This window comes from Mobilicoccus massiliensis (assembly GCF_000826525.2).
Classification (GTDB): Bacteria; Actinomycetota; Actinomycetes; order Actinomycetales; family Dermatophilaceae; genus Mobilicoccus; species Mobilicoccus massiliensis.
Genome location: NZ_LN651326.1, coordinates 230404 through 247470 on the forward strand (window position 1 = coordinate 230404; position 17067 = coordinate 247470).

At 70.0% G+C, this 17067-nt stretch carries 15 protein-coding genes; 6 read left to right on the forward strand and 9 right to left on the reverse strand.

Going from position 1 to position 17067, the window contains the following annotated elements; genetic code table 11:
• Positions 1-29: 29 nt before the first annotated feature.
• The gene (locus tag BN1197_RS03655) at positions 30-878 is read right to left on the reverse strand and encodes an SIR2 family NAD-dependent protein deacylase (protein ID WP_082043595.1); all 849 of its coding nucleotides are present in this window, start codon (positions 876-878) and stop codon (positions 30-32) included.
• A gap of 106 nt (positions 879-984) precedes the next feature.
• Between BN1197_RS03655 and BN1197_RS03660 the strand changes: the two genes are divergently transcribed.
• Positions 985-2418, forward strand: a complete 1434-nt coding sequence (locus BN1197_RS03660; RefSeq protein ID WP_040156224.1) for an MFS transporter — start codon at positions 985-987, stop codon at positions 2416-2418.
• Here the strand turns inward: BN1197_RS03660 and BN1197_RS03665 are convergent.
• Complete coding sequence (locus BN1197_RS03665; RefSeq protein ID WP_040156225.1) at positions 2306-3547, reverse strand: MFS transporter; 1242 nt, start codon at positions 3545-3547, stop codon at positions 2306-2308. The two genes, BN1197_RS03660 and BN1197_RS03665, sit on opposite strands and share 113 nt — an antisense overlap.
• A gap of 523 nt (positions 3548-4070) precedes the next feature.
• Here BN1197_RS03665 and BN1197_RS03670 point away from each other — a divergent pair.
• Entirely contained in the window at positions 4071-4475 is a 405-nt protein-coding gene (locus BN1197_RS03670) for a hypothetical protein (RefSeq protein WP_040156634.1), read from the forward strand.
• A gap of 3 nt (positions 4476-4478) precedes the next feature.
• Here BN1197_RS03670 and BN1197_RS03675 read toward each other — a convergent pair whose 3' ends face one another.
• Positions 4479-5642 carry an aminotransferase class I/II-fold pyridoxal phosphate-dependent enzyme gene (locus BN1197_RS03675; RefSeq protein WP_040156228.1) on the reverse strand — a complete coding sequence of 388 codons (1164 nt, stop codon included), beginning with the start codon at positions 5640-5642 and terminating at the stop codon, positions 4479-4481.
• A gap of 13 nt (positions 5643-5655) precedes the next feature.
• Entirely contained in the window at positions 5656-7290 is a 1635-nt protein-coding gene (locus BN1197_RS03680; protein ID WP_245851810.1) for a sodium:solute symporter family transporter, read from the reverse strand.
• Positions 7291-7469: 179 nt separating this feature from the next.
• Between BN1197_RS03680 and BN1197_RS03685 the strand changes: the two genes are divergently transcribed.
• Positions 7470-8780 carry a DUF4921 family protein gene (locus BN1197_RS03685; RefSeq protein WP_245851811.1) on the forward strand — a complete coding sequence of 437 codons (1311 nt, stop codon included), beginning with the start codon at positions 7470-7472 and terminating at the stop codon, positions 8778-8780.
• A gap of 118 nt (positions 8781-8898) precedes the next feature.
• Here BN1197_RS03685 and BN1197_RS03690 read toward each other — a convergent pair whose 3' ends face one another.
• Positions 8899-9699: a CPBP family intramembrane glutamic endopeptidase gene (locus BN1197_RS03690; protein WP_082043596.1), complete on the reverse strand. Its 801-nt coding sequence runs from the start codon at positions 9697-9699 to the stop codon at positions 8899-8901.
• A 202-nt stretch (positions 9700-9901) separates the two neighbouring features.
• Here BN1197_RS03690 and BN1197_RS03695 point away from each other — a divergent pair, with 202 nt between their 5' ends.
• Both BN1197_RS03695 and BN1197_RS03700 read left to right on the forward strand, forming a co-directional pair.
• The gene (locus BN1197_RS03695) at positions 9902-10726 is read left to right on the forward strand and encodes a thioesterase family protein (protein WP_040156230.1); all 825 of its coding nucleotides are present in this window, start codon (positions 9902-9904) and stop codon (positions 10724-10726) included.
• A 113-nt stretch (positions 10727-10839) separates the two neighbouring features.
• Positions 10840-11694, forward strand: coding sequence for a PhzF family phenazine biosynthesis protein (locus tag BN1197_RS03700; RefSeq protein WP_040156232.1), 855 nt, complete (start codon positions 10840-10842; stop codon positions 11692-11694).
• A gap of 103 nt (positions 11695-11797) precedes the next feature.
• Here the strand turns inward: BN1197_RS03700 and BN1197_RS03705 are convergent, their stop codons facing one another.
• A complete protein-coding gene (locus BN1197_RS03705; RefSeq protein WP_040156234.1) occupies positions 11798-12070 on the reverse strand; it encodes a Txe/YoeB family addiction module toxin in 273 nt (90 codons plus the stop codon).
• A complete protein-coding gene (locus tag BN1197_RS03710) occupies positions 12067-12309 on the reverse strand; it encodes a type II toxin-antitoxin system Phd/YefM family antitoxin (protein ID WP_040156236.1) in 243 nt (80 codons plus the stop codon). Before BN1197_RS03710 ends, BN1197_RS03705 begins: the two co-directional genes overlap by 4 nt.
• Positions 12310-12577: 268 nt before the next feature.
• Here BN1197_RS03710 and BN1197_RS03715 point away from each other — a divergent pair, with 268 nt between their 5' ends.
• Positions 12578-15979 carry a PPi-type phosphoenolpyruvate carboxykinase family protein gene (locus BN1197_RS03715; RefSeq protein ID WP_040156237.1) on the forward strand — a complete coding sequence of 1134 codons (3402 nt, stop codon included), beginning with the start codon at positions 12578-12580 and terminating at the stop codon, positions 15977-15979.
• A gap of 225 nt (positions 15980-16204) precedes the next feature.
• Here the strand turns inward: BN1197_RS03715 and BN1197_RS03720 are convergent, their stop codons facing one another.
• Together BN1197_RS03720 and BN1197_RS03725 are read right to left on the reverse strand one after the other, a co-directional pair.
• Positions 16205-16519: an ArsR/SmtB family transcription factor gene (locus BN1197_RS03720; RefSeq protein WP_245851812.1), complete on the reverse strand. Its 315-nt coding sequence runs from the start codon at positions 16517-16519 to the stop codon at positions 16205-16207.
• A gap of 53 nt (positions 16520-16572) precedes the next feature.
• Complete coding sequence (locus BN1197_RS03725) at positions 16573-17010, reverse strand: aldehyde dehydrogenase family protein (protein WP_040156239.1); 438 nt, start codon at positions 17008-17010, stop codon at positions 16573-16575.
• Positions 17011-17067: the final 57 nt, after the last annotated feature.

Sequence of the window (17067 nt, forward strand, 5' to 3'; positions counted from 1 at the left end):
GCGATCGAGGTCACCAGCCTATGACGCCCTCACGCCCGCACCGACGAGCCCCGATCGTCGAGCGCGTCGACGAGCGCCGGCAGAGCAGTGGCCGCGGTGGCGCGCCAGACATGGTCGACGCCGAGGGAGAGGTCGGTCTCGCTGGGGTTGATCTCGACGACGGGAACGCCGTGGCCGCGGGCGATGTCGGGCAACGAGGCGAAGGGGTAGACGATGCCCGACGTGCCGACGACGAGCACGAGATCGGCGTCGAGGCAGGCGTCGAGCGCGGCGTCGAAGGCCCCTTCGGGCAGCATCTCGCCGAACCACACGACGCCGGGACGCACGTACTCGCCGCACTCCTCGCACAGCGGCGGCTCGAGGCGTTGCACGGGCTCGTCGGGGATGCCCGGATCGCCCTCGTACGGCGCGCCGCACGCAGAGCACCGCATGTCGAACAGGCTGCCGTGGACGTGGGCGATGACCTCGCTGCCGGCACGTTCGTGCAGGTCGTCGACGTTCTGGGTGGCGATGCGGATCTCGGTGTCGCCCCGGCTCGCCCACCGGGCAAGGGCAACGTGTCCGGCGTTCGGTTCGACCCCGCGCACGAGGCCCATGCGCCACGCGTACCACGCCCACACGAGCTCGGGGTCGGCGTCCCAGCCCTTCGGCGAGGCGAGGGTCGTCGGGTCGAACTCCTCCCACAGGCTGCCCTCGGCGCCGCGAAAGGTCGGGACGCCGCTCTCGGCGGAGACACCGGCGCCGGTGAGCACCGTGACGCGACGGGCGCGGCGGGCGGCCTCGAGCACGTCGGCGGGCACGTCGATCGCCGGCGTCGACGGCGGGTTCGGCGAGGTGTCGAGAGAGTCGCTCCTGCCCGGTTCATCCGTGTTCGTCATGACTCCATCATGGATGGTCAGGAGCGGGTCAAGAGTCTCTCCCCTACCGGCATGTAGGGGCCGTCCAAGACGGTCGCCCGTCATGAGCCCGCCTACCGTGGCTCACATGGAACCGGGGCGACAGATCACAGGTCGTCGCGCCTCGGGGAGTGCCCTGTGGATCTTCATCGCGATCACCGCCCTGTCGCTCGCCGGCACGCGGCTGGCTGCCATCGCGGTGCCCTGGTACGTCCTCACGACCACCGGGAGCCCGACGCTGACCGGGGTCGTCGCCTTCGCCGAGCTCGCCCCCTACGTCGTGGTCAAAGCACTGTGCGGGCCGCTCATCGACCGGATCGGCCCGGTGCGCGTCGCGGTCCTCGGCGACGCGCTCAGCATGCTCGCCGTCGCAGCCGTTCCTCTGCTTCACGGCGCCGGCCTGCTCTCGTACCCGGCGCTCATCGCGCTCGTCGCGCTCATCGGTGTGCTGCGCGCTCCCGGAGACGGGGCCAAGACGACGCTCATCCCGCTCGTGGCCAAGGCCGCCGACGCGTCGCTCGAGCGGGTCAGTGGCGCGTTCGGCGCGGTCGACCGGCTCGCCGCCACGTTCGGTGCGGCCTTCGGTGGCCTGGTCATCGCGGCGGTCGGGGGCGCCACGGCGCTATGGCTGACGGCCGCCACCCTCGCACTCACCGTCATCCTCCTCGCTCTCGCGTTGCGTCCACGCCTTGCCGGGGTGAGCCTCACCGGGGCGGGCGCCGTCCCGGTGACCGCACTCGCGAGCGGGCCCCAGGCTCCCCCGGCGGGTCGACCCGGTGGTGCGCCCGCGAAGCGGCCCTCATACCTGTCGGAACTGCGGGAGGGCTGGACCTTCCTGCGTGGCGACCACGTGCTCGTCGCGCTCGTCACGGTGCTCGCCGTGACGAACATGCTCGAGCAGGCCTTCGGCGTCGCACTCCTCCCGATGTGGGCGCTGGTGACCGGCGGCGGCCCGGCCGCGATCGGATTCCTCCTCGCGACCTCGGCCGCGTTCTCGGTGATCGGCGCGATCGTCGCCGCCGGCCTCGGCGAACGGCTGCCACGCCGGCCGATCTACGTCGTCGCCTACCTACTCGTCGGACTGCCACGCTTCGGCATCCTCGCGCTCGCCGCTCCGATGCCGGTGACACTCGGCGTGCTCGCGGTCGGCGGGTTCGCCGCCGGATTCATCAACCCGATCATCGGCGCCGTCATCGTCGAGCGGATACCCGGCCGGCTCATGGGCCGGGTCAACACGCTGGCCATGGCCTGTGCGTGGGCCCTGCTGCCCATCGGCGGCCTCCTCGGCGGCGTCCTCGTCTCTGCCGTCGGCCTGGCGAACGCGTTGTGGATCGTCGGCGGCACCTACGTGCTCGTGACGATGGCCCCGACCCTCATGCCGGCGTGGCGCTACATCGAGCGAAACACCCTCACGCGGGATCCGGTCGTGCGACCGCGGCCCGCCACGGCCGCCGCCCTCCCGGAATCGTCTCGCGGGCGGGCAGCCAGGCGAGGGCGGCGAGTACGGTCACGGCACCGGTGATCGCGAACGCCGGGCCGAAGCCTGCCGCGTCGGCGACGACGCCGGTGAGCACCGGCCCGACGATCGTGCCGACGTCCTGCGACATCTGGAAGTAGGCGAGCACCTTTCCGCCGTTGCGTCCGTTGCCGACGACGTCGGCGACCGCGGCTTGCTGTGCGGGGTTGAGCAGGCCGGCGCCCATGCCGGCGACGGCCGAGAGCACCAAGAACGGCAGGAGGTTCTCTACGTAGCCGAACACGACGGTCGCCGCCGAGGAGACGACGAGTCCGACGATGAGCACCCGCTTTCGTCCTCGGGAGTCGACGAGCCGTCCGCCCGCCTGGAGAGCCAGGGCGTTGCCGGCGGCGAACACCGTGAGGGCGACGCCCGCGGTCCAGTCGCCGAGGGTCGGCACGGCCGCGGCGAACATGGGCAGCAGTGCATTGCGCACGCCGAAGTTCGTCCAGCCGTTGGCGAACCCCGAGACGAGTGCGGCACGGTAGGCACTGTCGCGCAGCGCCTCACGAAACGTCATGATCGGCAAGGGAACCGCACCGGGCTCCGGGCGCAGCGAGGCACCGGAGAGGAAGAGCGCGACGACTCCCGAGGCGATGACGAGCGCCACCGCGTAGATGAAGAACGGCACGCGATACCCGAACGGCGCGAGCGCCCCGCCGAGCGCCGGACCGAGGATGTTGCCGGTGAGGAACGCCGTGGCGTAGTAGCCGGAGACCCGGCCGCGGATCGTCGGCGGCGAGAGCCGCACGATGAGTCCCATCGCCGAGACCGTGAACATCGTCGAGCCGATTCCGCCGAGGCCGCGAAAGATCAGCAGTTGGGGGTAGGTCTGGGCGAACCCCGTGGCGGCGGTCGAGACCGCGACGATGAGCAGGCCGGCGATGTAGACCGGCCGTTCGCCGAACTTCGCGATGAGCGCGCCGCCGCCCGGAGCGAACACGAGCCGCGCGAACGCGAAGGCGCTGACGATGATCGAGGCAGCGGTGACCCCGACACCGAAGCTGCGCGCGTACTGCGGCAACACGGGCGCGACGATGCCGAAGCCGAGGGCGATGACGAAGGCGGCCCCGATGAGGACGCGGATCTCGGCGGGCACGGGCGGGCGCGCCGACGTGGAGGACATGGAAGGCATGGCGCGGTCCAGTATCCACCGCCCGCCTCGGCCGCTCGAACAGGCGTTTCCACCCGCCACGACCGCTCGAACAGGCGCTTCCACCCGCCACGACCGCTCGAACAGGCGCTTCCACCGCACGACGCCGGGTAGAACCGCCTGTCTGAGCGAGGACGAAGAGACGGGACACCGCTGACACAGGCACTTCCACCCGCCGCCACCGCTCAAACAGGCCTTTCGACCGCACGAGGTCGGGTGGAAACGCCTGTCTCAGCAAGAACGAGGAGACCGGAGACCGCCCACACAGGCACTTCCACCCGCCCCGACCGCTCGAACAGGCGGTTTCACCCCGCGAGGTCGGGTGAAAACGCCTGTTCGAGCGTGGCCGGCCCCCACGCCGGGTGGAAACGCCTGTTCGAGCGTGTCGCCGGTCGCCGCGAATCCTGCTCGGGGCCAAGGGAATCACCGACTTAAGAGCCCGAGAAGCGCTCAGGGCCTCGCCGGTCGGGTCGATGGGAGGGTGTCCGACGTCGAGGGAGCTGCCATGCGCATCACGCCGAACCCGGTGCCCGTCCGGGTCCCGTCCACGCCTGCGCCCGCGGCGCCGCCCAAGCCCGAGTTCGGCGTGCTCAACGACTTTCGCTACCTCACCGACGGCGACAAGGACATGCTGCGGTACGCGACCGGCGAGGTCGTCGAGCCCGGGCTCATCGACCGCCGCGGTGAGGCCAGCGCGTTCGCCCAGCAGCTCGCGCTCGACCGGCGCACCGGCGAACTCGCCCCGCACCAGGAGCTGACGAGCGTCTACCTGCGCAACGCCGCCACGGCGCTGGAGGACTTCGGCGCCGGTCGGCCGGGGTTCAAGAACCCGTACTCCGGCATGGTGTTCGACCGTGCCGTGGCGTGGCTCGACGCGAACGGGCACTCCCGCGCCGACATCCGGATGTGAGGTTCAGCCGCCGAACAGCGGCATGCGGGCGATGCGGTCGAAGGCCTCGTCGATCCGTTCACGTCCCACGGTCATCGCGAGGCGCAGGTAGCCCTCGCCGCAGTCGCCGAACGCGTTGCCGGGCAGGGTGAGCACGTGGGCCTCGTCGAAGATCCGGTCGGCGACCTCGGCACTCGTGAGACCCGTCTCCTTGACGTTCACCCACAGGTAGATCGAGCCGCCCGGCTCGAGCGTGCTCATGTTCGGCGTCGCGCACACGCGCTCGTAGGCCCGCATGAGCCGGGCCCGATAGCGCTCGGTGATCGGCGGGACGATCTCGTGGCGCATCCGCAGGGCGTGCAGCGCGGCCCGTTGGGAGACGGAGGGGGCGGTAAAGACGTTGTTCTCGTTGACGTCCTTCATCGTGCGAACGACCTCGGCCGGCCCCAGCGCGTAGCCGATGCGCCACCCGGTCATGACGTAGTCCTTGGACAACGAGTTGAGGGTGATCGTGCGCTCGACCATGCCGGGGATCGTCACGAACGGTTCGAACGGCTCCGCGTAGCTGAACGCGGTGTAGATCTCGTCGGCGATGACGACGAGGTCGTGATCGGCGGCGAGGCGGGCGATCCGTTCGGAGGTCTCCCGCCGCAGGCACGCCCCCGTCGGGTTGGAGGGGGTGTTGAGGATGATCGCGCGCGTCCGGTCGGTGATCGCCGCCTCGAGTGCCTCGGCGCGCGGCTGGTAGCCGTCCTCCTCGTGCGTCTCGACGACCACCGGCACCCCACGCGCGAGCCGGATCTGGTGCGGGTAGGGCGTGAAGTAGGGCGCGAGAACGATGACCTCGTCACCGTCGTCGAGGATGCTCTCCAGCGCGAGCCACATGCCGTGGCAGGCCGACGTCGTCACCATGACCCCGGCCGGGTCGTGGTGATGGTCGTGGTCCTCGGCGTAGACGCGCAGGATCTCCTCGCGCAGATCGGGGTAGCCGTAGGTGTCGGTGTAATGCGTGTAGCCGGCGTGGGCGTCGGCCATCGCGGCGTCGATGATGCGCGCGTCGGTCGTGAGCTCGGGGTCGCCGAGGCTGAAGTTGATGACGTCGTCGAACCGGGAGGCCCGGTCGACCGAGCTGCTCATCGGCGTCGAGGCCTGGCCCCGGTACCGGGAGGAGACGAACCGGTCGCTCATGTCCGCCCTCGTCTCAGTCCTGCGGAAGCCGGTCGAGCCGGGACTCGTCGACCTTGGTATTGGCCGCGGTCTTGCGCGGGTCGAGCGCGGTGACGACGACGTACACGGCGATGCCGATGGCCATGCCCACCATGATCGGGTAGTTGCCGCCGATGACCCAGTCGGCCGCGACGTCCGGGCCGAACATCGCCTCGGCGCGGCCCGACTCGCCGAACCACATCGACCCGGCGACGCCGATCGCGCTGAGCAGCAGCGCCCACAGGCCCGCACGCGGCGAGACCCGGCGCAGGAAGAACGCGGCGATCACCGGCACGAACACGCAGCCGGAGAGGAACCCGTACGCGAGGTCGAGCGCCTTGAAGATGTCCTCGATCGCGAGCGCGAGCACGATGACGAGAAGACCGATGACGAGCGCGATACCGCGGTTGATCCACACGTCGCGCGAGGTGTCGCGATGCTCGGCGGGAACGACGCGCTCGACGGCGGAGGTCTCAAGGGCGAGTCGGTCGGGGTCGTGGTCGTCGTGGTGGTCGGCGGACACAGTCGTCGCCTCGTCGGTGCGCAGGTCCGCCGCGGCCTCGACTCCGGAGGTGCGCTGGCCGCGCACGAGCCGCAGGTAGATGTCGTTGTAGATGACGGTCGAGCAGGCGAGGATCGTGCCGGAGGCCACCGACATCGCGGCGGCCATGGCGGCGGCGAGCAGCAATCCGGCGACGCCCGGCGGCAGGAACAGTTCGACACCGAGGGCGAAGGTCTCCGACGGCGCGTCGGGAGTGGCCCCCACCGCGAGCACGGCCATGCCGAGGAGCACCGCGGCCAGCCCGTAGAGGATCGAGTAGACGCCGGCGAGGATCGTGCCGGTGCGGGCGACGCGCTCGTTGCGTGCGGTGAACATGCGCTGCCAGATGTCCTGGCCGATGACGAGACCCGGCACGTAGAGCAGGATCCAGTACAACGTGCCGGAGAACCCGAGCGCGAACGGGTCCCAGTACTCCGCGGGCAGCCTGCTCATGAGGCTCGGGACGTCGCCGTGGGCGGTGCTCGTGAAGATGAAGATCGGGACGAGGATCATGATGCCGAGTGTCTTGATGACGAACTGGACGATGTCGGTCATCGTCACCGCCCACATGCCGCCGAGGAACGTGTAGAACACGACGACCGCGCCGCTGATGATCATCGCCATCGAGGTCGACAGGTCGGGGAAGATCAGCGCGAGGATGCTGCCCATCGCGATGACCTGCACCACCGTGAGCGAGACGGTGTAGATGATCGTCAGCACCGCGCCGAGCAGACGCGCCGCGGCGCCGTAGTTGCGCTCGATGACCTCGTTGATCGACAGCGCGCGCAGCCGGGCCAGCTTGGAGCTGATGAGCACGCCGAGCATGATGAGCCCCAGGCCGAGGCTGCCGCCGACCCACAGCCCGGCGATGCCGACCTTGTAGCCGCGCTGCGCGCCACCGACCGTCACCGCGCCGCCGACCGCCATCGCCGCCATGCAACCGAAGAAGAGGGGGAACTTCAGACGCCGGCCGGCGAGGAGAAAGTCGTCGCGGTCCTTGGCGAAGAACGCCGACGCGACCCCGATGCCGAGCATCGCGAGCACGTACAGAGCGATCACGGTGTAGTCGAGGGAATGGATCGTGCCCAAGGTCACTCCTGCTGAACGGGCCGCGGCATCGCGGCCGGCTCGTCACGGCGGGCGCCGCGGCGCGCGTTCACCATGCCGCACGGGCCCGGTGCCGACAACGACGACGCGCGGTACCGGGACCACGGTCCTCATCCGACGTCCGCCGTGGTCAGCGCGGTGATCGGGACTACCTTCGGGGAGTGAGCCTCTTGCCCGCCCACCGCGAACCGATCACCGTCATGGCCGACGGCACCGTCAAGCAGATCAACCCGTTGTCGGGCACCGAGGTCTGGACCGTGCCCGGCCGCGGTCACCGGCCCCTCGTCGCCGGCCGGGCGTCGCACATGGCCGAGGGACCGCGCGGCCGCGGGGTTCCGTGCGCGTTCTGCCTCGAACGCGCCGACGAGGTGCCACCGGAGAAGGCGCGGGTGGTGCGCTCGCGCGGAGTCACGGGAGCCACGGGAGCCGAGGAGGGCGGGTTCGTCACTCTCACCGCCGTACCGCCGGAGGAACTGCACTCGACGACACCGGAGTTCCGCCGGCTGCCCAACCTCTTCGAGATCGTTTCGTACGAGTACTGGCGTGAGAACCACGGCCTCACGCCCATCGCCGAGGCACGGGCGAACCACGACCGGTGGCTCGCCTCCCCGCGCGGGCGGGAGCTCGTGCTCGGAGTTCTGCGGGCGCGGTTCCTCTCTGCGGGCGGCTCGTCCGAGACCTGGGGGGCCCTGGACGACGACGCCCGTCTCGCGAGGTCGATGGCGTTCTTCGCCGGCGGCCACGACCTCGTCGTCCCGCGGCGGCACGTCACCGACGACGACCCCGAGGCACTCGCGTCCTCCGCCACTCTCACCCCGTCCGAGCACACCGCCTACGTGCGGTTCACCGTCGCGTCGATCGAGCGGCTCTACGCCGACATTCCGGCGGCGCGGTACGTGGCCGCGTTCCAGAACTGGCTCGCCCCTGCCGGGGCGTCGTTCGACCACCTGCACAAGCAACTCGTCGCCATCGACGAGCACGGCGATCAGGTGCAGCGCGAGTTGACGCGGCTCACCGCCCGATCCGGCCTCTACGCCGGTCACCTGCAGTACGCCCGCGACCAGGGGCTCGTCATCGCCGAGAACGATCACGCCGTCGCCTTCGCGGGATTCGGCCACCGCTACCCGACGCTGGAGGTCTGGGCCAAGGACACGGATCGGCGCCCGTTCGAGATGACCCGCACCCAGATAGACGGCGTCTCCGACGTGCTGCACGCCCTGCACGTCGCCACCGGCTCCGACATCCCCTGCAACGAGGAATGGCACCACCGCCCCGCCGACGTCGACCGGGCCATGCCGTGGCGCATCGAACTGAAGTGGCGCATCTCGACGCTCGCCGGCTTCGAGGGCGGCACGCGCATCTTCGTCACGACGCTCACGCCGTGGGCCCTGCGCGACCGGGCTCTCGAGACTCTCGTCGCCGCTCAGCGCGACGGCCGTCTGGCCGCAGGTCTGCGTCTCGCGCGAACGTGAACGGCCGTATTCATCCGTCGGTGTCGCTCGCACAGGCGTTTCCACCCCGTGCGTGCCGGTGAAAACGCCTGTTCGAGCGAAGTTGGGGCGGGACGGAGTCGGGGCCGGGTCGTTCGGATCAGAGCCAGCCGACGCGGTCGGCGAGGAGGGTGTAGCCGACGAAGGCGACGACGTCGAGGATCGTGTGGGCGACGACGAGCGGACCCACCCGGCCCCAGCGTCGATAGCCGAGCGCGACGATGAGGCCCATCGCGAGGTTGCCGACGAACCCGCCGAACCCCTGGTACAGGTGATAGGTGCCGCGGATGACGGCGGAGGTCAGCACGATCGCGATCCACGACCAGCCGGCCTGTGACCAGCGGGTGAACAGGTAGCCGATCATGACGACCTCTTCGAGGATCGCGTTCTGGGCCGCGGCGAGCACGAGAACGGGGATCGCCCACCACACGTGCTCGAGTCCGGCGGCGGCGATCGTCGTGTTGAGACCCATCGCCCGGGCCGCGAAGTACAGCGCGAGGCCGGGGATGCCGATGACCGCCGCGAGCAGGGCTCCGCGAGCGAGGTCGGACACCGGACGCCGCAGGTCGGCGCCGATACGCCGGGCCGCGGAGACGTCGTCGCGGGTGAGCAGGTACACGGCGAGCAACGCCGGCACGACCCCGAACCCCACCCCGACGAGCTGGTAGGCGAGATCGAGCCACGGCCGGTCGGGCGTGACGGCCTCGTTCATCGTCGTGGTCTGTGCCGAGAGCGGCACCTGCGCCGTGAGCTTGCGAACGATCGACAACACCGCGTAGATCGCCGAACTCCCCAACGAGACTCCGAGAACGAGCACCGTCTCGTAGACCAGCGCCCGCGGCGGGGCAGGCGAGGTGGGTGCGGCGGCACGAGACGCGCTGCGTTCACTGGCTCCACTCACCCGGGGAGGGTAACGCCGCTGCCGACGCGCACGTGACGAGACGGCAGGCGAGGTGGGGGCCGAGGCGGCAGGCGACGTGGCAGATGGGATGGAAGGCGACGTGGAAGACGGGATGGCATCGAGGGTGGGGTGATCACCCCCGGCCCGCTTCCATCCCATCTGCCATCTCGTGGCGAGCGACGTCCCCACTACGATCACGCTCATGAGCGCGCAGACGGATGCGAACCCCCTCGGCCTCGAGTCGGATTCCCCGAGCTACTACCGGCGGATCGACGACGACACCTACATGCCGACGCTGCACGCGCAGGGGGCGTGGAATCCGGCCGAGCAGCACATGGCGCCGGTGTCCGGGCTCATCGCCCACTGTATGGAGACGTTCAACGGGCGCGACGACATGCAGCTCTCGCGCATCACCTACGAGATCCTCGGGATGATCCCCGCCGCACCGTCGCTCGTGAAGTGCCACACGTTGCGGCCGGGACGCACGATCGAGCTCGACGAGGCCGTGATGACGGTCGAGGGCCGGCCGGTCGTGCGCGCCCGCGGCTGGCGGCTGTCCAAGCAGGACACGAGCGATGTCGCCGGCGGGTTGCCCGAGCCGATGCCGGCGCCCGATTCCATCGAGGCGTGGAACGGATCCTCGCTCTGGGCGGGCGGGTACATCGCGTCCCTGGAGTTCCGCCGCGACCCCGGCTCGGTTCCCGGTGACGGGCGCATGTGGTTGCGCTCGACCAAGTCCCTCATCGAGGACACCGACGTCAGCGACATGGCCACCTACCTCGGCCTCGTCGACACGGCCAACGGCGTCGCCACCCGCGCGCATCCGAACGAGTGGATGTTCCCCAACCTCGACCTCACGATCCACCTGTTCCGCTCGCCGCAGGCGGGGTGGGTCGGGTTCGACACCAACGTCGTCTTCGGTGATTCGGGCGTCGGGCTCACGTCGTCGGTGCTGCACGACATCCGCGGCCCGGTCGGTCGCGCCGAGCAGATCCTCACGGTCCGCGAGTCCCCGTGGCGAGGCTGATCGCCCCGCGACCGCGCGGCCTCACCGGACGACCCCTGCGCAGACCCGGCTCGCCCCGCGTGGTGTCCACCACTTGTGCCCCGTGAGAGCGCCGCTCCGCATAGGCTCGGAGAATGGACCTCACGTATCGGATCATCAACGTCTTCGCCAAGAAGGACGACCCGTTCTCCGGCAATGCGCTGTGCGTCTTCGACGACGCCGGCAACATGGAGGACGAGCTCATGCAGCAACTGGCGCAGCAGGCCAACCTCGAGACGGTGTTCATCCGCGAGTCCTCACCCGAGGGCGGCCGGATCCGTGTGTTCTCGGCCGGTGGCGAGGGCCGCTTCGCCGGTAGTGCGACGCTCGGCGCCGCGCACGTCATCAGCTGCATGTACGGCAACCGCCGTGAGGAGCTGCACCTCACCTCGCGCAGCGTGGATGACGTCACCGTCGCCCCCGAGGGCAAGGACAACTGGATGATCAGGGCGACGGGGGCCGAGGTGCGTCACCTCACCTCGACGCCGCAGATCCTCGCCTCCCTCGTGGGGTTGCGTCTGGAGTCGATCCACGGCGAGGTCATGGTCGTCGACTCGGGGCGTTCGGGCATCGTGCTGCCGGTCAAGACCCCGGAGGACGTGCGCAAGGCCCACCTCGACGCCCGCATGCTCCACTCCTACGCGATGCTGCTCAACACCGAGCCGCAGGTCTACGTCTGGGCCGACAGCGGTGACGGTCAGATCGAGTCCCGCATGTTCTACGGCCCCTCCGGCGGTGTCGTCGAGGTCGCGGCCACCGGTTCGGGTGCGGCCAACCTCGGTCACTGGATGGCGGCCAACGGTCGTCACGGCCGCATGCGCATCTCGCAGGGTGCCGCCGTCGGCCGGCCGTCGTTCACCGACCTCGTCGTCGAGGAGAGCGGCGAGGTGTTCGTCGGCGGTCACGTCAACGAGATCGCGCACGGCCACTACGTGTTCGAGCTCTCCTGAGCGACCCGTCCCACGAGGTTCGAGGCGGTCCCGAGCAGTGCTCGGGGCCGCCTCTCGTCGTCTCCGGCCGATGCCGACGGGGTCAGCCCACCCGGCACGGTTCTTACTCGTAGTGGGTCCACATCCTCAGGACGTGGACGACGTGCTCGTCGGGCAGAACCTCGTAGACGAGCCGGTGCTGGATGTTGATCCGACGCGAATAGCAGCCTGCGAGTTCGCCGACGAGCTTCTCGTACCGAGGAGGCATGGCGAACGGATCCTGGGCCAGGACGTCAAGAAGGGCCTGCGCCTTCGTCTTCAGCCCCGACGATGCGAGCTTCTTGGCATCCGTCTGCGCCTGACGCGAATAGACCAGCGTCCAGGGGGTGGTGCTCACCAGTCCAGCTCGGTGGAGCCGGCCTCGACGCCCTCGGTTCGGGCGTCGCGGATCGACTCGGACAACCCGGGCACGGACTCGAGGAAAAGGGTCTCCTGGATCGCCCGCCAGTCGTTCTCGCCGATGAGCACGGCGTTGCCTCGCTGACCGGTGATGGTCAACGGCTCGGATTCCGTGTTGACCTGGTCGATCAGCCGATACAGATTGGCTCGGGCCGAGGTTGCGGATACTGCGGTCATCGTTCTTCACCTCCCATAGCACGTACGGTATCACGTACGTCTCTGTCCTGAATCCGCGACGAGGGCAGCCGGTCACCGGCGCGCCACCGACGAGAGGGCAACGCAGCGTCGCCCACGACGAACCCCGCGGCAGCTCGACCACATTCGCCCCGGGCCAGGGCGCGCGGCGGCGGCTAGGGTGAAGTCGACAGTCCGAAGCGGCCGCGTGCGCCCGCAGCGCGGCCGAACGGATGGGCAGCAGTCTCCGTCGACAGCCGGAAGGTCCGCCATGGCAAACCCCGATGTCACCACGATGATCAACCTCCGCCTGACCCTCCTCGGGTTGCCCGGTGTCGCGGGCGCCGATTCGAGCACTGTCGAGGAGCTCGTGGCGCCGGTCCTCGCCCGTCAGCGCGAGTTCTCCCGCCGCCTCTCCGAGCGGCTCTGCCACGTCGACCAGCGCATCGAGGACTTCCTCACCGACTACCTCGACGGCACCGGCATCACGCCCACCCTGCCGCGGCGCACGCTCGTCCTCGACAGCCCCGGCCTCGCCCGCGAGCTCTCGCTGCCGGTGCACGGCGACCGCTTCACCTCGCCCCTCGTCAGCAGCTACCGGGTGGCCAACGGCGTGCTGCACAACCCGGCCAGCGACCGGCGCACCACCGCCGGCGTCTTCCACATCGTCGAGGGCGGCCTGCCGGTGCCGGACGACAAGAAGGCCGTGCCGGTCGCCGTCTTCGGGCGTCTGTTGGAGGCGGCCGTCACGCCCCCGCAGGAGGCGATGCTGCTGCCGTACACCGCCGAGGAGTCCGCACCGGCGGCCTGTTTCGTCTCGTTGCTGCTGCACCCGCTCGTCGTGCCCGCCGTACCGGGCTTCTGTCGCGAGAAGCGTATGGAGATCCGGTTCATCGCGCCCGGGGGCCTCGTCTCCAACCTCGACTTCGTCGAGGGCATCTTCGGCAACGGCGGCGACCCCTACCTGCCCGAGAACGACGCCGCTCTCGACCCGTCGGGATGGACCGGCACGACCGGCTGCGTCATCCTCGCCCCGCACCTCGTGCGTCTCACCAAGAAGGAGCTCGGCCTCCCCCACCACGACGAGGCCACCGAGCGGCAGCGGCGCGACGGCATGTGCTGGCGGCGGGAGGACGAGCGGTACAACGACGGCGGCGCGTTCAAGATCTGCGCCCGCGACGAGCGCGGCGTGATCGTCACGATCATCGCCGACAACTACTTCGGCTACTGCAAGAAGGAGGTCAAGACCCAGATCGGTTACTCCGCCAACCTCTACGGCGGGGTCGAGGAGGAGCACGCCGGCGGGGCGCTCGTGTTCCCCAGCTACGACCTCGGGCGCGCGTTCACCGACACGTTCCTCGATCCCGACCAGTCGGTCGAGGAGGTCGTCGCGCGCGACCCCGACCGGTTCGAGGTGCAGCCCGAGGGCCACGCCCTCGACCGTGCGCACCCGGAGTTCGTCCTCGTTCCCGGGCACGCCACCTACCGGCTGCGCGAGCAGTCGATCACGTGGGAGGGGCCCGGCGGCGAGACGCGCACGATCCCGCTGCTCGCCGGCCACGTCTATTTCGGCCCCGGTGGCTACCGGGTGCACCTGCACCAGGATCCGGAGTCCCGCACCGAGTGGAGCCTCATCGGCACCTCCGCCCGCGCGACGAGCTGTCACAAGCCGAGCACGGTCTCCGGCGGCGGCAAGTCGGAGATCTCCAAGGCGATCTCGGACGCGTTCGTCGCCGGCACGAGCTACACCGCCGACCTCACCGCCGACCTCGACGTCGTGCAGGAGATCCTCGAGCGCGACTACTCCGACCGGTTCGCCGACCCCGCGCGCAACGGTGAGGACCACCGCTCGGTGCTCTCGAGCCGTCGCAGCGCGGGCAGCGTCATCAAGCTCCTCACCCCGCGCGCCGACTACTCCGACGAGTACAACGCGTGGCTCGAGTCGATCCCCCAGCACGTCAAGGAGCTCGTCTACGTCGTCAAAGACGCCTACGACCCCGAGTGGGGCGAGGACTGGCGCAGCCACTTCACCGTCGGCATCATCAACGGCCGCAGTGGAAACCAGGTGCGCCTCGACACCGAGAAGATCCGCATCCACATGCTGCGCGTCGGGTTCGACCCCGACGGCTCGTGGCGTCTCTTCGGCCTGCGCCCCGACTTCAGCCCGGCCGTCAAGGTGCAGACCGAGGACGACATCACGGCGAGCATCGTCGTGCCGCCGGGCACGGTGCTCGACGGGGTCGACGACGAGGCCGGTGCACCGCACTTCTCGCGCAAGGTCGTCGAGAACTGCGAGAACCTGCTGTTCCAGCGTCCCGACGACGCGATCCACCGCGGATACGACACCCAGGCGGAGGCCGACATCGCCCGGCCCGGCACGTTCCTGTCGAACTTCGAACCGCTCACCCGCCCCGACGTCGCCGCGATGATGAGGGACGCGATCGACTTCAGCCGGTACAGCGCGCCGATGCGGCACCTGCTCGAGCGGTTCGACGCCGACGACGCACCCGACTACGTCGTCTCGTCCTCCGAGCCCCGCATCGTCGACGGCAAGCGCTCGAAGAATCCGCGCTACCTGCAGGTGCGTCCCGACCACGCCGATCCGCTCAACACCGCGGCGGCCGACATCGCCCGCCACCTGCACGACGACGTTCCGCTGCGACGGCCCCTGCCCCACCCGGTCGACGTCGTCGCCGCGGGGCGTCGCAACAACCCGCCGGAACCCGGCGTTCCCCCACTGTGCGCCTTCAACCCGCTGCACTACCTCGAGCTGCCCGAGCTGTTCATGGAGTTCATCAGCTCGATGACCGGCAAGTCCCCGTCGACGACGGGCGCCGGCTCGGAGGGGGCCCTCACCAAGGCGCCGTTCAACGCGATGCCGGCGACGATCGACCTCAACGCCGCGTTCCTCTCCTACGCCCTCTGCGGCTACGACGGGTGGATCTCGGCCGCGGGATACGTCGGCCCCAAGGCGCGCGTGGACCACGACATCAGCCTGCTCGTGCCCGAGGTGTTCGCCCGGATGACACCCGACGAGCGCGACGCCGGGCGGCTCGTCGCCGGTGGTTACCTGGAGAAGCTCGAGGACTTCGAGTTCGACGGCCGACCCGTGCTCGCGAGCCGGCTGGGCTACCGCATGACGGCGGCGTTCTCGTCGAGTTACTTCGGCCGGGTGTTCATGCATCCGCAGGTCGTGTTCACCCCCGAGATGCTGCGGCCGGAGGAGCAGGACCCGGCGGTGTTCGCCGAGTCCATGGCGACGATGGTCACGACCCACGAACGCGTCGCCCGCGCGTATTTCGACGACGGCACGATCAGCTACGCCGTCCCGCCCCTGCGGGCCCTGCTCGAGATCATGGCGAACGGCTCCACGAGCGAGGGCTGGACGCTGGGCAGCGCCGAGCTGCGCGAGATGTTCACGCGCGACAGCGTCCTCGCCTCCGACTGGTACGCGGCCCGACTCGACGCCTTCCGCGCCGGCGAGGTCGCCCGCACCGGCCGGGCCGTCGACACCCTGCGCGACTTCGCCTCTCAGCGCGGCAACGAGTCGGTCGTGAGCCGCCTCGGCCTCGTCGGGCGCCTACGCAAGGCCGAGGAGTCACTCACGCGCTTCGAGGCCCCCGGTTATCGCCGCAGTCTCGTCGGCACCCTCGGTCGGCAACCGGAGCTGTGAGACGCGAGAATGCGCCCGTCCCGCAGGGGGTGGGCGCGTTCTCGCGTGAGCGGCTGGTCGCCGGCGTCAGGCGGCGTGCTCGCAGGTGGGACAGGTGCAGTTCTCGCACGTGCACGTGGCGCAGAGGTCGTCGCAGTCGTTGCACTGGCACGAGGTGGACGACCTTCTCGTGGCCGCAGCCGTCACCGTGGCGGTGGTCGGTGTGCTCTTCGGCGAGGGTGTGCGTCATGACGGATCCTTCGGATCGGTGTGCCGCGAATGGGGTTGGTGCGGGTCGTGCTCGGAGACGTGCGCCACGGCGTCCCGCACGATGTGGGCCACGTGGTCGTCCATGAGCGCGTACGACATCTCCCGGCCACTGCGCGTGGCGTGCACGAGGCAGAGGTCGCGCAGCACCTTGAGGTGCTGGGAGACCAGCGGCTGGGAGACGCCGAGCGCGTCGACGAGTTCGGTGACCGTGTGCGGACGCTCGACGAGCGACATGACGATTCCGATACGCAGAGGCGAGGACAACGCCTTGAACAGAGCCGACGCACCCATCCAGGGCGTCGGCTGTCGCGGCGTGATCCATGCACCAATCTTCATATGAGCGGCTACGCATATGTCAGCCCGTCCACACTCCGCAGCGGCGGATCTGCATGACGACGGCCTTGGGATCGGTGAAGAACTCCCGGCTGAAGTCGCCCCCTCACGCCCGACGCCGGAGTCGCCGACCCCCCGAACGGCGTGCGCAGGTCGCGGATGAAGAAGCAGTCGACGCCCCACACCGTGCCCGCGCGCAGGCGGCTCGAGACGAGGTGGGCCGTCGAGAGGTTCTCGGTGAACAGCATCGCTTTGAGGCCGTAGCGGGTGTCGTTGGCGAGGTGTACGGCCTCATTCTCGGTGGAGAACCGGTTGACGATGCAGACCGGCCCGAAGATCTCCTCGCAGTACGGCGCGGCGTCGAGCGGCAGCCCGTCGACGATCGTCGGCCGCACCACCCACGAGCCGTCGTCGGCGACGCCGCCGGTGTGGGCGGTGTCAGGGCGCACCGGGGCGAGGGGCCAGCGCGAGTCGCGCGATCAGGGGCCGACGCGGGATTGTCACTC